This is a genomic window from Bradyrhizobium sp. 164, from assembly GCF_023073715.1.
Classification (GTDB): Bacteria; Pseudomonadota; Alphaproteobacteria; order Rhizobiales; family Xanthobacteraceae; genus Bradyrhizobium.
Genome location: NZ_JADPKA010000069.1, coordinates 126,444 through 140,389 on the forward strand (window position 1 = coordinate 126,444; position 13,946 = coordinate 140,389).

At 64.0% G+C, this 13,946-nt stretch carries 11 protein-coding genes and 1 pseudogene; 2 read left to right on the plus strand and 10 right to left on the minus strand.

The window, feature by feature from the left end:
* The first annotated feature begins 110 nt into the window (after positions 1 to 110).
* Positions 111 to 725, plus strand: coding sequence for a TetR/AcrR family transcriptional regulator (locus tag IVB01_RS22665; protein ID WP_247280195.1), 615 nt, complete (start codon positions 111 to 113; stop codon positions 723 to 725).
* 72 nt (positions 726 to 797) lie between these two features.
* Positions 798 to 1,247 (plus strand): annotated as a pseudogene (locus IVB01_RS22670) (DMT family transporter); the annotation flags it as partial.
* Positions 1,248 to 1,499: 252 nt separating this feature from the next.
* On the opposite strand, the gene ftsH reads toward IVB01_RS22670, so the two are convergent.
* The 10 genes from ftsH to tolQ all read right to left on the minus strand — a co-directional run bounded on the left by ftsH (position 1,500) and on the right by tolQ (position 13,890).
* The gene (ftsH, locus tag IVB01_RS22675) at positions 1,500 to 3,422 is read right to left on the minus strand and encodes an ATP-dependent zinc metalloprotease FtsH (RefSeq protein WP_035998585.1); all 1,923 of its coding nucleotides are present in this window, start codon (positions 3,420 to 3,422) and stop codon (positions 1,500 to 1,502) included.
* 289 nt (positions 3,423 to 3,711) lie between these two features.
* Positions 3,712 to 4,770 carry a tRNA lysidine(34) synthetase TilS gene (tilS, locus tag IVB01_RS22680; protein ID WP_247280196.1) on the minus strand — a complete coding sequence of 353 codons (1,059 nt, stop codon included), beginning with the start codon at positions 4,768 to 4,770 and terminating at the stop codon, positions 3,712 to 3,714.
* 82 nt (positions 4,771 to 4,852) lie between these two features.
* Positions 4,853 to 5,920 (minus strand): tol-pal system protein YbgF, encoded by a 1,068-nt coding sequence (ybgF, locus tag IVB01_RS22685; protein WP_247280197.1) that lies wholly within the window; start codon positions 5,918 to 5,920, stop codon positions 4,853 to 4,855.
* Between the two features lie 188 nt (positions 5,921 to 6,108).
* Entirely contained in the window at positions 6,109 to 6,597 is a 489-nt protein-coding gene (pal, locus tag IVB01_RS22690; RefSeq protein ID WP_035704649.1) for a peptidoglycan-associated lipoprotein Pal, read from the minus strand.
* Positions 6,598 to 6,865: 268 nt separating this feature from the next.
* Positions 6,866 to 7,600, minus strand: a complete 735-nt coding sequence (locus IVB01_RS22695) for a hypothetical protein (protein WP_247280278.1) — start codon at positions 7,598 to 7,600, stop codon at positions 6,866 to 6,868.
* A gap of 153 nt (positions 7,601 to 7,753) precedes the next feature.
* Positions 7,754 to 10,084, minus strand: a complete 2,331-nt coding sequence (locus tag IVB01_RS22700) for an EAL domain-containing protein (RefSeq protein WP_247280198.1) — start codon at positions 10,082 to 10,084, stop codon at positions 7,754 to 7,756.
* 242 nt (positions 10,085 to 10,326) lie between these two features.
* Positions 10,327 to 11,694 carry a Tol-Pal system beta propeller repeat protein TolB gene (tolB, locus tag IVB01_RS22705; RefSeq protein WP_247280199.1) on the minus strand — a complete coding sequence of 456 codons (1,368 nt, stop codon included), beginning with the start codon at positions 11,692 to 11,694 and terminating at the stop codon, positions 10,327 to 10,329.
* Positions 11,695 to 11,717: 23 nt separating this feature from the next.
* Positions 11,718 to 12,677 (minus strand): protein TolA, encoded by a 960-nt coding sequence (locus IVB01_RS22710; protein WP_247280200.1) that lies wholly within the window; start codon positions 12,675 to 12,677, stop codon positions 11,718 to 11,720.
* Positions 12,678 to 12,680: 3 nt separating this feature from the next.
* Positions 12,681 to 13,130, minus strand: a complete 450-nt coding sequence (tolR, locus tag IVB01_RS22715) for a protein TolR (protein WP_028173005.1) — start codon at positions 13,128 to 13,130, stop codon at positions 12,681 to 12,683.
* A 43-nt stretch (positions 13,131 to 13,173) separates the two neighbouring features.
* Complete coding sequence (gene tolQ, locus IVB01_RS22720; RefSeq protein WP_028180156.1) at positions 13,174 to 13,890, minus strand: protein TolQ; 717 nt, start codon at positions 13,888 to 13,890, stop codon at positions 13,174 to 13,176.
* Positions 13,891 to 13,946: the final 56 nt, after the last annotated feature.

Here is a 13,946-nt window from a genome sequence, read left to right on the forward strand (position 1 = left end):
GTAAGTTGCCCGGCTGTGTTCCCATAAGACCAGACGTCCTCGGATTTCCTGAGCTAGAGCCTGGCCGCCGCCACTTGTAATTTGAGGACCGATCGGTCTATATATCACGCATGAGCCGCCAGCCCCTAGCGCAATTGCCTCGCGGCCGCCCGCGAAGCTTCGACGTGGACGCCGCCGTCGAACACGCGATGAACGCGTTCTGGTCGCGCGGCTATCACGCCACCGCGCTGCCGGACCTGCTTCGTGCCACAAAATTGTCGCGTGGTAGCCTTTACGCCGCGTTCGGTGACAAGCACTCGCTGTTCCTTCGCGCGCTCGATCGCTACATTGCCGATGCGGTGGCACGGATGGATGTCGAGCTCAGCCCTCGCAAGGGGCCGATCGACGGCCTGCGAACCTTTCTGGCCGGCTACGTCGAGCGCACCAGCGGTGCCAACGGCCGGCGCGGGTGCCTGCTGGTGGCCACGGCCATGGAGCTAGCCGGGCAGGATTCCGAAGTAAACCGCCGCGTCGCGGGCTTCTTTAGGGCGATGGAGGCCAGGGTGGCGAGCGCACTATCCCGCGCAAAGACAGCAGGCCAGTTGGCGGAGGATGTCGATCCCTCGAGTGCCGCCAAGATTCTCGTCTGTTTCGTCGAGGGGCTGCGCGTCGTTGGCAAAACCGCGCCGGCAAGGACCACGTCGCAAGCCATCGCTGACGCTCTTCTCGATCGCTTCATCAGGTAGACGACTCTTCAGGCACGCACCGCAATTGGTGCGCCTATATTTGAACCAATCGGTCTTGAAAGAAAACACGCCATGTCTGCCATCCAGATCGTCTGCGCGGTAGCCGTCCCCCTGCTCTGGGGCTATCAGTTCGTGGCGATCAAGGTCGGCGTCGCGGAGTTTCCGCCGCTCTTCTTCCTCGCGCTGCGCTTTCTGGCGATCGCGCTGGTGCTCGTTCCGTTCGTCAAAAGACCCATGCGCGAGCAGCTCCGTCCTATCGCGGGCATTTCGATTTTCCTTGGCGCTTTGAACTTCGGCCTCTTCTATGTCGGCCTTGGGCTCGGCTCGGGAAGTATGTCGGCCGTCGCCTATCAGCTCGCCACGCCCTTCACCGTGCTGTTGGCCTGGCCGCTGCTCAGCGAGCGGCCGTCTCTCACCACCTGCGCCGGAGTGCTGCTGGCCTTCGTCGGCGTGGTCGTGCTGGCGGCGGAGCCGGGCCTGTCCACCAATTGGCTTCCTCTGCTGCTCGTGGTCGGGGCAGCCTTGGCGCGACCACTTCGCCAACGAACTGTTCGACTATCTCGTATACTACAACAACCACAGACCCCATCAGGCCTTGGCAGGACAAACTCCCAAGGCCTTCGCCGCTACCAAGACCACCGCGATCCAATCAGCGAATTATTGAACATCGACAGCAATGACGGGCAAGAATGTCCGCTCCCGAACGCGCGCTCGACCAACAAAAAAAACGCGGCGTTGCCGCCGCGTTTTTCGAGTCGATCTGCCGTTCGCAGCTTACGCCTGCGGCTGCGGCTCCAGGCCGGGATCCGGATCGGGGCGCGGGCGCGGCTTGCCGGCCGGAGGCACCGCGGAGGCGCGCGGCGTGGTCGGCTCGAGCACGGATTCGCGGTTCGGCTTCTTGCCCTTGAGCAGGTCGACGATCTCATCGCCGGTCAGCGTCTCGAACTCGAGCAGGCCCTTGGCAAGCGTCTCGAGGTCGGCGCGCTTCTCGGTGAGGATCCGGGTTGCTTCCTTGTAGCCTTCCTCGACCAGGCGCTTGATCTCGGAATCGATCTTCTGGACCGTCGCCTCGGAGGCGTTCTGCGTGCGCGACACCGACATGCCGAGGAACACCTCGTCCTGGTTCTCGCCGTAGGAGACGGTGCCGAGCTCTTCCGACAGGCCCCAGCGCGTCACCATCATGCGGGCAAGGCGCGTCGCCTGCTCGATGTCGGAGGCCGCGCCCGAGGTCACCTTCTCGCGGCCGAAGATCAGCTCTTCGGCGACGCGGCCGCCCATCATGATGGCGAGGCGCGAGGTCATCTGCTCCAGCGACATCGACAGCTTGTCGCGTTCCGGCAGCTGCATGACCATGCCGAGCGCACGGCCGCGCGGGATGATGGTCGCCTTATGAATCGGATCGGTCGCGGGCACGTTGAGGCCGACGATGGCGTGGCCGCCCTCGTGATAGGCCGTGAGCAGCTTCTCTTCCTCGGTCATGACGAGCGACTTGCGCTCGGCGCCCATCATCACCTTGTCCTTGGCCTCCTCGAACTCGGCCTGCGTCACCATCCGCTTGTTGCGGCGGGCGGCGGTCAAGGCGGCTTCGTTGACGAGATTCATGAGGTCGGCGCCGGAGAAGCCGGGCGTGCCGCGCGCGATGGTCTTGAGATTGATGTCCGGCGCCAGCGGAACTTTACGAACATGCACCTTGAGGATCTGCTCGCGGCCGACGACGTCAGGATTGGGCACCACGACCTGGCGGTCGAAGCGGCCGGGACGCAGCAGCGCGGGATCGAGCACGTCGGGACGGTTGGTCGCGGCAATGAGGATCACGCCCTCGTTGGCCTCGAAGCCGTCCATCTCGACCAGCAGCTGGTTCAGCGTCTGCTCGCGCTCGTCATTGCCGCCGCCGAGACCGGCGCCACGGTGACGACCGACGGCGTCGATTTCGTCGATGAAGATGATGCAGGGCGCGTTCTTCTTGGCCTGCTCGAACATGTCGCGCACGCGGGAAGCACCGACGCCGACGAACATCTCGACGAAGTCGGAACCGGAAATGGTGAAGAACGGCACGTTGGCTTCACCCGCGACCGCACGCGCGATCAGGGTCTTGCCGGTGCCGGGCGGGCCGACCAGCAGCACGCCGCGCGGGATGCGGCCGCCGAGGCGCTGGAACTTGCCGGGGTCGCGCAGGAACTCGACGATCTCCTGGAGGTCCTGCTTGGCCTCGTCGACGCCGGCGACGTCCTCGAAGGTGACGCGGCCATGCGCTTCGGTCAGCATCTTCGCACGCGACTTGCCAAAACCCATCGCCTTGCCGGCACCACCCTGCATCTGCCGCGACAGGAAGATCCAGACGCCGATCAGCGCGATGAAGGGCAGCCAGGAGACCAGCAGCGAGACGAACCACGGCACGTTGTCGCCGGGCGGCTTCGCCGTGATCTGCACCTTGCTGTCATAGAGGCGCTTCACCAGCGTCGGGTCGTTCGGCGCATAGGTCTGGAAGCTGGAGCCGTTGGTGAAGGTGCCGTGGATGTCGGGACCCTGGATCACGACGTCGCGCACATTGCCGCGGTCAACCTCGCTCAGCAGCTGGGAGAAGGCGATGTCCTGCGAGGAAGCGCGCTGACCCGGATTCTGGAAGAGCGTGAACAACGCCAACAGCAGCAAGACAATGATGACCCAGAGGGCGAAATTGCGCAGATTGGCGTTCATCGATCTTCCTTCGTGGTCGCGCGGATCGCGGCCGTGATCCTTGGGCAGTTACTTTGGTCAATGCGAGGAAATCCCAAGGAATCCTCTCGGTTAGACGCATACAATTTAGGTGCCGCCCCGGTCGCTGCCAAGGGAACGAGATGGGACTATTTATCCCATCTTAGCGCGATTCCCGCTGAAATAATGGCGCCCGAGCCGGGGTTTTTCCCGCCTGGTTAAGGTCGCCTGAGGCGCAGAGCCGAACCGGCCGGTGTCATGATCCCGACCTCATGCAGCGTTCATACACAGTTCAAGCGCCCTTGCGGCGCCGCGACGGCGCCGGCGCGATGCGGATACGCCCGCCGGCCAGGCTGATCAAGGCTCCCGCGAGCGTTTGCTTCAGAACCGGCCGGCCATTTGCGGCGGCACGGGGACCTGCGGCGATGGCCCGATCGAGCACGGCCATCAGGCTTTCGACCTTGCCGAGTTCCGCCGGCCCCTCGTACCCGAGCGCGTCGATGGCCCGCAGCAGGAGCCGCAGCCGGACCTCCTCCGGCAGGGCGGCAAATGCCGAGGCCTCGAAGCTCCGAACGCCCGCCTGCGGCGCAACGTCGCGATCCCGCAAGCGGAGGAAGCGCTCGGCGCCGTCGGCGAGCACCTCGACCGCCGCATTGGCGCGCGCCAGCCTTGACGCGAGCCGCACCAGCGTGCGGGCATCGCCGCCCTCGGCCGCGAGCTGTGGCAGCAGCGCGCGCAGCCGCGGCCGGGTGAAGGCGGTGTCGCGGTTGGAGGGGTCATCGGCAAAGCCGACCTTCGCCCGCTTCAAGGTCGCGATCAGCTGCGCCTTCGGGACGTCGAGCAGCGGACGCGCCAGCACGATGCCATCGCGCTCGCTGACACCAGCCATCGCCGAGAGCCCGGCAAGTCCGCTGCCGCGGAGCATTCGCATCAACAGGGTCTCGGCCTGATCATCGCGGGTGTGGGCGGTCAGCACATGTCTTGCGCCGACGGCGCGCGCGGCCTGTGCGAGCAGACGGTAGCGGGCCTCGCGCGCCGCGGCAGGCAGTCCCGTCTTCGGCTTTGCACCGCGCCAGCGCAAAGTCCGGTGCGGCAATCCGAGCTCGGCGGCGAGACGCTTGACCTCGCGCGCCTCGCGGGCCGCTTCCGGGCGCAGGCCGTGATCGACGGTGACAACGGTGAGTTGCGGGCCGCGCGCAAGACTGCGCCGCCAGCGGGCCGCGAGCCACATCAGCGCGACCGAGTCGGGCCCGCCCGAGACCGCGAGCACCAGCGCCGACGCAGTTTTGAGGCCGGCGAACAGCCGCCTCGCCTCACGTGCCGAGATCGGAGAATTGTCGTCGTCTGACATGACGCGGCCCAGAAATCGTCAGCGGATGATTGCGATGTTTAGCGCAGCACCATCCGCATTGTCAGGACTCAAACGCCAGGCGTCAGCACTTCACCCGCTTCTGCTCGCGATCGACCGCGGCTTTGACACCGGCCGAGGCGCGCGGATATTTGCGGCCGACCTCGCCGAGGGCGGCGCAGGCGGCCTCCTTCTCCTTCAGCGCGGCGAGCGACTGGCCGAGTCGCAGCAGGGCATCCGGCGCCTTGGCCGATTTTTCGTATTTGGTGGTGACGGCGAGGAAGGCTTCCGCGGAATCGCGATATTGCTGGCGCTGGAAGTAGCTCTCGCCGAGCCAGTATTGCGCATCGCCGAGCAGCGGGTCGCTCGGATATTTCTGCGCAAAATTCTTCATGGTCTGCTCGGCGAGCGCATAGTCCTTGCGCTGCATGTAGCCGATGCCGAGGTCGAACTCGTCGCGCGGCGTTGCCGAGGGCGGCAGCGTCGTCAGGCCAGCGCCGCCTGATGGCGCGGGATAGCCGGATTGGGCCGGCGGATAGCCGGGCTGGGCGGCCGGGGGAGCGGCCTGCTGCTGATAACGGGGGCTGGTGTTGGCAAGATCGAGCGGCTCGCCGGCACCGCGTCCGCCCGGTGCTCCTGCCGGCATAGGCTGCTGCCCACCGCCGAGCGCACGTGGCGCACCGGGCGCGGTCGGGTTCTGGTTCGGATCGAAGGCATCGCCGCGGCGGCGCGTGCCCGGTGCGCCAGGCGCCGGCTGCTCCTGAACGATCGGCGCGGGAGCCGCGATCTGCGGCTGCTCGTAATTCGGCTGCACGGCCGGTTGTTGCGGCTGCTGCTGGCGATAGCCCGGCGCGACTTGGCTGGGTGCGATCTGGGCAGGCGGCATCGCCGCGACGCTGGGCGCCTGTCCGGGCGGGGCTTGCGCGCCGCTTTCGAGCGCCCGCAGCCGCTCCTCGAGCTGGCGGTTGCGATATTGCAGCTGCTCGTTCTGGCCGGTGAGCTGGCGCAGCTGGTTCTCCAGCCGCTCGATCCGCATCTCGGGGTCGGCATCATCCGACTGCGCGAAGACCGACTGCGCAAGTGCGGGCGAGCACAAAGAGAGCAGCGCGGCAATCGCCGCGGTGCCGGTAAAGACCTTAAATCTGGATGACATCTTGCCCTGACGACAAAAGCGAAATGGCCTGCAACGGAACATTCGACGCGCCACACATTGAAGTGGAGTACGCCAAAAATGTGACTGGTACCAAGGGGTTTCCGTCACAGAATGCTGAAACGAAACCGGCGCCCGAGAGGGCGCCGGCATAATCGAGTTCTGAAGCTGAACGGCACCTGACTGAAGCGTCAGGAGCTCGCGTTCAAGACGGTGACGGCGCGCCGGTTCTGCGACCAGCAGGAGATGTCGTTACAGACGGCCACCGGCCGCTCCTTGCCGTAGGAGATCGTGCGCATGCGGTTCGGATCGATGCCGCGTGAGGCGAGGAACGAACGCACCGACTGGGCTCTCCGGGCGCCGAGCGCGATGTTGTATTCGCGGGTGCCGCGCTCGTCGGCATGACCTTCGATGGTGAAGCTGTAGCGCGGATAGGTCTGCAGCCACTGCGCCTGCTTCTCCAGGGTCACGATCGCCTGCGGGGTCAGATCGGTCTGGTCGCTCTCGAAGAACACGCGGTCACCCACGTTGACGACGAAGTCCTGCTGGCTGCCCGGCGTCGCCGCGTTGGCCATCGCATCCGTCGCAGCATTCTTGTTGGCGCAGGCGCCCATCGACAGCGCGACAGCAAGCACCGCGACCAGCTTCAATCCCTGGAGGATACGCATAGGATGTTTCATTCCGGAGCCTCCACGCTCGCGTTAGTCCACTGCTGTCCGGTCTACAGGGGGTTGGTTAAGCGAACGTTCCGTCAACCTTGACGGAACCTTGCCTCAGCCAGTCAAATGCCCCCAACCAGCGAAAAGCACCCGTCATGGTTAATGGGTTGTAAATGTGGCGCAAGGGTGAAGGCAAGCGGTGCTTATGACCAGAACGCGCGCTTGCACCAGGATAGAACCCCCGCTGCCAGCGCCTGAAAACACATGAACCACAAACGAGGCGGAGGGATCAGGCCTGGGCGGCCACAGCGCCGGCAACAAGAACCGGCCTGGGTGCGGCGATCCGGTGGGTGCCCCGTTCAAATAGCATCCGCCGCTCAAACGCGCTCGAGCGCATGATCGGGAAACGCGTCAGGATCTTTTCCCGGACCTTGGGATAATTCGAGGCCATCAGGACGGCTTTCTTCGTCGGCCAGCCCGGAAATGAACGCGGCTCAGTGAGAGTCTCGGACAGGAACACGCGGCGGTAGAACGCCTGATGATCGGTCCGCACCATCGAAAGTCCGACATCGGCATTGAAATGCTCGCAAGCTACGAAAGGCAGCCGCACCGTCAGATAGGGCAGTTCAGGGAACCGCTGCTGCATTTCGGGATCGGCAACAAATCGACACGGATCGACAAAAACCTCGCCCCGGTCCAGGCGAGGATGCAGGACGTCGCCGAACACCTCCGTGGTGTAGGACATCCGCCATTCGGAGGTCAGAACGTGGATGCGCACGGCAGCGCAAAGCTCGTCTGCGACGTAGACGCCGAAATTCCAAACGTTGGGCGCGCTATCAAAACGGTCAGTTACCCGCTGGGACTCGGACGGTGGGATCAGTCCTGCTTGCAGATAGGCGCGGTAGCGCATCCGATACAGGGTTTCATTGTCCTCCGGCGTTTCGAGGAGGCGATAGTCGATGCGATCGAACAGCGCGGCTCCGCGCGGAAGGAGCGCCGTCTGCGGTTCGGCCCCGGACTTCATCTGCAATCTCTACGCTCCGAACAACCTCTGCGAGTAGGTAGAGATTAATGGTTCATTAACGGAATTGCAAAGACTTGAATCGGTTACGGTTAACCCCGTACGACTACGGTGATGCTGAACGAGCGGAAACGAAGGGATATTGAGAACTGGAAGTCAGGCGATCGATCGCGATACGGCGACCACCTGATCCTTGCCGCCGCGAATGCCGTGCGAGGCATTGAGCAATTGGCGCACCCGCACCGCCGGTACCGGCCGGCTGAACAGATAACCCTGTCCCTCGGTCACCGTACCGTCGGCACTGATCAGTTCGAGCTGCTCGTTGGTCTCGATTCCCTCGACCACGACGGACATGCCAAGGTCCGCCGACAGTCTTGCCACGCCGCGCAAAAGCGTCAGCGGCCGGTCGGCGTCGATGCCCTCCAGGAAGGAGCGGTCGATCTTCACCTTCTGCATCGGGAAATTGTGCAGATAGCTGAGGCTGGAGTAGCCGGTACCGAAATCGTCGAGCGAGATGCGCACGCCGAGCGCATGCAGTTGCGACAGGATGTCGTGCGTGAGCTGGGTGTTGCGCAGCAGCGAGGACTCGGTGATCTCGATCTCCAGCCGATGCGCCGGCAGGCCCGACACTTCGAGCGCGTAGCGGATTTCGCTCAGCACGTCCCGCTGGTGGAATTGCTGCGGCGAGAAGTTGACGGCGACGCTGACGCCCTCCGGCCACTTCGCGCATTCCATGCAGGCGCGGCGCAGGATCCAGCGGCCGAGATCGACGATCAGGCCCATGTCTTCGGCAACCGGGATGATGTCGACCGGCGAGACCGTGCCGCGCACCGGATGATTCCAGCGCAGCAGCGCCTCGCAGGTGGTGATCTTGCCGGATTTCAGATTGACCAGCGGCTGATAGAACAGCTCGAACTCCTCGTGAGCGAGCGCCTTGCGCAGGTCGAGCTCGAGGATGCGGCGGGCCTCGACGGTCGCCGCCATCTCGTCGCGGAAGAAGCAGAAGGTGCCGCGGCCGTCGGCCTTGGCGCGGTACAGCGCCATATCGGCGTTCTTGAGCAGCGTATCGGCGCTGGTGCCATCCGGCGAGGTCAGTGCGATGCCGACGCTGGCGCCGATCTCGACCAGATGGTTGTCGATGCGATAGCGCTCGCTCAGCCGCTCGACGATACGGCGGGCCAGCGCAGCTGCGTCCTCGGGCGAGGAGAGGTTCTGCTGGAACACGACGAACTCGTCGCCGCCGAAACGGGCGACGAAATCCTCGGGGCGCAGCATCTCGCGCAGACGGTTGGCCACCGCGCACAGGAGCTGGTCACCGCAGGGATGGCCCAGCGTATCGTTGACTTGCTTGAACTGGTCAAGATCAACGAACAGCAGAGCGGATAGACGCGCTGAATTCCGCGCGACGGCGAGCAACCGCTCGATCTCGTCGCGAAAATTGACACGGTTCGGCAGCGCTGTGAGGTCATCGTAGCGAGCCAGATGGCTGATCCTGGCCTCGGCGTTGCGCCGCTCGGTGATGTCCTCGAGCAGTACCACCGCGCCGCCATCAGCCATCGGCTGGACGGTCCATGACAGCGAACGGTTCCTTCGCGGATCGGGGTCGGTGGTGATGATTTCCTTCGCCTGCGCGGTTTCGATGTCGGCAATAATCAGGTCGCCGCTCGCGGCCGATATCGATCCCGCTTCGACGCATGCGGCGACGACGCCGCGCACGCTCGTGCCGTTCTGGGCGAGATTGTCGGGCAGGTCCATCATCGCGCCAAAGCGGTGGTTCATCACCGCGAGTTGGCCGTCGATGCGAAACATGCAGAGTCCGTGCGGCATGTTGTTGAGGGCCGTGTCGAACTGGCCGGCGAGCGCAGCCTCGCGCTCGCGTGCGATAACCGCGCGCAGAAATATCTTGTGCAGATTGCCGGAGAGCCGCATGACCGAGAGCAGGAACGCGGCGCACACGACGGACATTGCCACGTAATAGGGCGTGCCGCGCAGCGCCAGCGCGACCACAGCCGGGCCGAATATCAAGGTGGCTTGCAGACGAAATATCGACTGCCGTCCGTAAGCTCTCCCCGCTCCTCCGGCCACGATTCCGGTGGTGACCGAGAGGGCAATCATGTGAGCGATGGCGTCGTCATTGCTCAGCAGGGTCGTGGAGCACCATAGACCAATCACGACGGCCTGGATGAGCGCTCCGACTTGGTAGCGCATTTGCAGATTTGCCGCTTGTTCCGCGCTCAGGACCGATTTTCGGGCCTGGTACCGGCTCAAATCGAAGGCCCGTATAGCTCCTGCGAGAATGAGAAGAGGAACAAATCCCCAAATCAGCGTCTGTCCCGTCTTCAGCGCCGTCAAGGATGCCGCGAACGCCGAGAAGATGATGCCGGTAAGCACCGTGCCAGGAGCCTCGAACAGCGAATCGGTCAGCGCCGCCGAAATCGTCGGCGAGGCCTGCTCCTCAGGTTCTCCGCTCTGGCTTGCGAACTGCATTTGTATCTGTACGCGCGTCCTGTTTGGCGCGTAGTTTTACTCAACCCAGATGAAGCCTTTCTGAGGGAACATCGTTAAAGTGGAGTTGTTTTTCGGCAATGGCGAACCTATTTCTGCTGATATTTCAAGCTACTAGGCAAGCCTTGCCGAGCGCAAGGCGAAGGAAAGCTTGCTTTCCTCAGCGAAGCCGAAAAAATCTGCCCGCATTTTCGACAACGTTGCGCGTCTGACCGCGTAACTCTTTATTGGCCCGCCGTCGAAGACAATAGCGGCGACCACGCCGGGTCTGAGGCGAAGCCTGGCGTCGGCACCTTCAGCTCGTTGCGCCCCGAAATGTCGACGCTGTACAGCGACGGTCCGCTGTTGCCGCCGGGGTCGCGAAAGAACATCAGCACGCGGCCGTTCGGCGAGAAGGTCGGGCCTTCGTTGTGGAAGCCGGAGGTGAGCAGCCGCTCGCCGGAGCCGTCCGGCTTCATGACGCCAATCGCGAACTGCCCGCCGCCTTGCCTGGTGAAGGCGATGTAATCGCCCTTCGGCGACCACACGGGTGTCGAATAGCTGGCGTTGGTGTCGTCCTTGGAGAAGGAGATGCGCTGCGCCTGCCCACCGCCCGCCGCCATCACATAGATCTGCGACCTGCCGCCGCGATCGGATTCGAAGCAGATCCGGCTGCCATCTGGAGAATAAGAAGGAGAAGTGTCGATCGCCGGCGTGTCGGTGAGGCGCGTGGTCGAGCGCGAGCGCAGATCCATCACGAACAGGTTGGAATTGCCGCCCTGCTGCAGGCTCATGATGACGCGCTGGCCGTCCGGCGAGAAGCGCGGCGCAAAGGTCATGCCGGGGAAATTGCCGACGATCTCGCGCTGGCCGGTCTCGATGTTGAAGAGATAGACCTTCGGATCGCCCTGGCCGAACTCCATGTAGGTGATCTCTTGCGAGTTGGGCGAGAACCGCGGCGTCAGCACGAGGTCGGAGCCGCGGGTCAGGTAGCGGACATTGGCGCCGTCCTGATCCATCATCGCAAGTCGCTTGACGCGGCGCTCCTTCGGCCCGGTTTCGTCCACGAACACCACGCGGCTGTCGAAATAGCCCTTCTCGCCAGTCATCCGCTCGTAGATCTGATCGGAGATGATGTGGGCGATGCGGCGCCAATATTCCGGCGAGGTGAAATATTGCTGGCCGGCGAGCTGTTGGCCGGAGACGACGTCCCACAGGCGGAATTCGGCCTTGAGCCTTCCGTCGGGCTGCCGCGTCATGCGGCCGGTGACGAGGGCCTGCGCGTTGATGGTCTTCCAGTTCTGGAATTGCGGCGCGACGTCGATGTTGCTGATGCGCTCGATGAAGGCGGCCTGGTCGATCGGCGCGAACAGCCCCGAGCGCTTCAGGTTGTTGGTGATCACCTGCGTGACGCCGTTGCCGACGTCGCCGTCGGCGGGCGAGCCCGGCACGAAGTTGGTGATCGCGATCGGGATCGGCTGGAACGCCGTGGGATCGATGCGAAGGCGGGGCTCCTGGCCCTGCGCGCAGGCCCGGCCGCCCCCGAGCATCGCGAGCGTCGATCCGGTCAGGGTCATGAAGCGGCGGCGGTTCATCGATCGGACGTCATTCATTGCAAAATTCTTTTGTTCGGATGTCACAACATATCTTTCAGGCCGAAAGTCATGGGAATGAGCTTCCAGCTCTCGTACTGCTGCTTCGGCATGAACGAGTAGACCTGACACTGCACGATGGCGCGCTTGGCGCTCTCCGCCACCGCCTGGGCGATCGACCGCGACGGTCCCCTCACCGCGACGACGATCGGCTCGGAGGCGAGCGATCCATCGATCTTCATGGGAATGTCGATGTCGGCCTCATACTGCTCGGCATCCTGCCCGTTATAGGTCGGCGTGAAGCAGCGCTTGACTGCGCCTTGGAATGCACCACGCCAGGTCGCGACGTTGTTGGCGGCCGTCCCCGTCGCCGCTCCTAGCGAGGCCGACGCGTTCAACGTCGAGCCGGCGAGCTCGTGCCGGGTGGCAGCGCGCTTGTCGAGGTCGCGCTGGATCTGGGCGGGATCGAAGGTGCGCTCCTTGGGCTTCGGCTGCTGCTGCGGCTGCACCGCCGCGACCTTTTGCTCAACCGGCTTTGGCGGCGGCTTCTTGGTCTCCAGCTTCTTCTGGAGCTCGGCGATCGGATCTTCCTTGGCCGGATCAGGCTTCTTTTCCTGCGGCTTCGGCTCTTCCTTCGGCTTTGCCTCGGCAACGGGCTTCGGCGGCTCGGGCTTCTTTTCGACCGGCTTCTCGACGGGTTTTGGCGGCGGCTCGGGCGTCGAGTTGGTCTTGATCAGCTCTTTCTTCTCGGTGACCTTGCCGACAGCGTCTTCCTCGGGCTTGGGCTCCGCGATCTTCTCCACCTTCGGCTTCGGCTTGTCCTTGTCGCCGGTCTTCTGCCCTGCCATCATCTTCGCGAGCTGATCCGAGGAGATGATGTCGATCGGAAGCGACTCTTCCGGCGCCACATAGGCCTTGCTGCTAAAGGTGACGAGCCCCCATCCCAGCACAAGGACGTGGAGAGCAATCGACGCAACGAGTGTCTTGTCGACCTTCACCTTCACGGCCTACCCCTGATCCGCTTCCGTGACGAGCGCCAGCTTCTTGAAGCCCGCGCCGGATAACAGGCCCATCACCCTGGCAACCGTTCCGTAATCGGCCTTCTTGTCGGCGCGCAGATAGATGCGTTCCTCGAGCCCTCCGCGGGCGTCCGTGATCGCCTTGAGCTTCGGCACCAGCTCGTTGATCGCGATCTCGGCGTCGTTGATGAACACCTTGCCCTTGATGTCGACTGACATCTGGATCGGCTTCTGGTCGTTTTGCTCGAGGCTTTTCGCCTGGGTCTGCGGCAGATCGAGCGGCACGCCGACGGTGAGCAGTGGTGCCGACACCATGAAGATGATGAGCAGCACCAGCATGACGTCGACCATGGGAGTGACGTTGATCTCGGCCATGACCGGCTTGCGCCGGCTGCGGCGCCCGCCGCCTCCGGACGAACTCGCGACGTTCATGCCCATGGTCTGGTGCCCAATTTGCCCTTCACACTATACATGCCGTCGGTCAGCCCCGCTCGTCGATCTGACGCGACAGGATGGCGGAAAATTCATCCGCGAAGCCCTCGAGCCGCTGGGCCTGCCGGTTCACCTCGGAGGTGAACTTATTGTAGAAAATAGTGGCAGGAATGGCGGCGATAAGGCCGACGGCGGTCGCAAACAGCGCCTCGGCAATACCGGGAGCCACCACCGCCAGAGAGGTATTTTTCGACGCCGCGATCGACTGGAAGCTCGACATGATGCCCCAGACCGTGCCGAACAGGCCGACGAAGGGGCCGGCGGAGCCGACCGTCGCGAGCACCAAGAGCCGGCGTTCCAGCCGCTCGACCTCGCGCGCGATCGACACGTTCATCACCTTGTCGATGCGCATCTGGAGGCCCGCGACCGAGCGGGCATGGCTCTCGAAGGAACGCTTCCATTCGCGCATCGCCGCGACGAAACAGGCCGCCATGGAATGGGTCGGCTTGGCCGAGAGCGTGCGATAGAGCTCCTCGATCGATTCGCCGGACCAGAAGGCCTGCTCAAATCGGTCCATCGAGCGCCGCGTGCGCGCGTAAAGAAAGATCTTGTCGATGGCGATCGCCCAGACCCAGACCGAACAGGACAGAAGTCCCAGCATCACCGCCTTCACGATCCAGTGAGCCTGCCAGAACAGCGCAATCAGCGACACGTCGGCGGAGGCAGCAACCGGAAGGGCTGACTGAGCCACGTCGGCCGGATTCATAAGCAGTATCCTCTCAAGGCGATCGTTACCTGACGTCCTTCGGCCAGCAAATGGCT

Coding starts and splice junctions, on each gene's coding strand:
- IVB01_RS22665 (WP_247280195.1), top strand. CDS start 111: ATGAGCCGCCAGCCCCTAGCGCAATTGCCTCGCGGCCGCCCGCGAAGC.
- ftsH (WP_035998585.1), bottom strand. CDS start 3,422: ATGAACGCCAATCTGCGCAATTTCGCCCTCTGGGTCATCATTGTCTTG.
- tilS (WP_247280196.1), bottom strand. CDS start 4,770: ATGTCAGACGACGACAATTCTCCGATCTCGGCACGTGAGGCGAGGCGG.
- ybgF (WP_247280197.1), bottom strand. CDS start 5,920: ATGTCATCCAGATTTAAGGTCTTTACCGGCACCGCGGCGATTGCCGCG.
- pal (WP_035704649.1), bottom strand. CDS start 6,597: ATGAAACATCCTATGCGTATCCTCCAGGGATTGAAGCTGGTCGCGGTG.
- IVB01_RS22695 (WP_247280278.1), bottom strand. CDS start 7,600: ATGAAGTCCGGGGCCGAACCGCAGACGGCGCTCCTTCCGCGCGGAGCC.
- IVB01_RS22700 (WP_247280198.1), bottom strand. CDS start 10,084: ATGCAGTTCGCAAGCCAGAGCGGAGAACCTGAGGAGCAGGCCTCGCCG.
- tolB (WP_247280199.1), bottom strand. CDS start 11,694: ATGAATGACGTCCGATCGATGAACCGCCGCCGCTTCATGACCCTGACC.
- tolR (WP_028173005.1), bottom strand. CDS start 13,130: ATGGGCATGAACGTCGCGAGTTCGTCCGGAGGCGGCGGGCGCCGCAGC.
- tolQ (WP_028180156.1), bottom strand. CDS start 13,890: ATGAATCCGGCCGACGTGGCTCAGTCAGCCCTTCCGGTTGCTGCCTCC.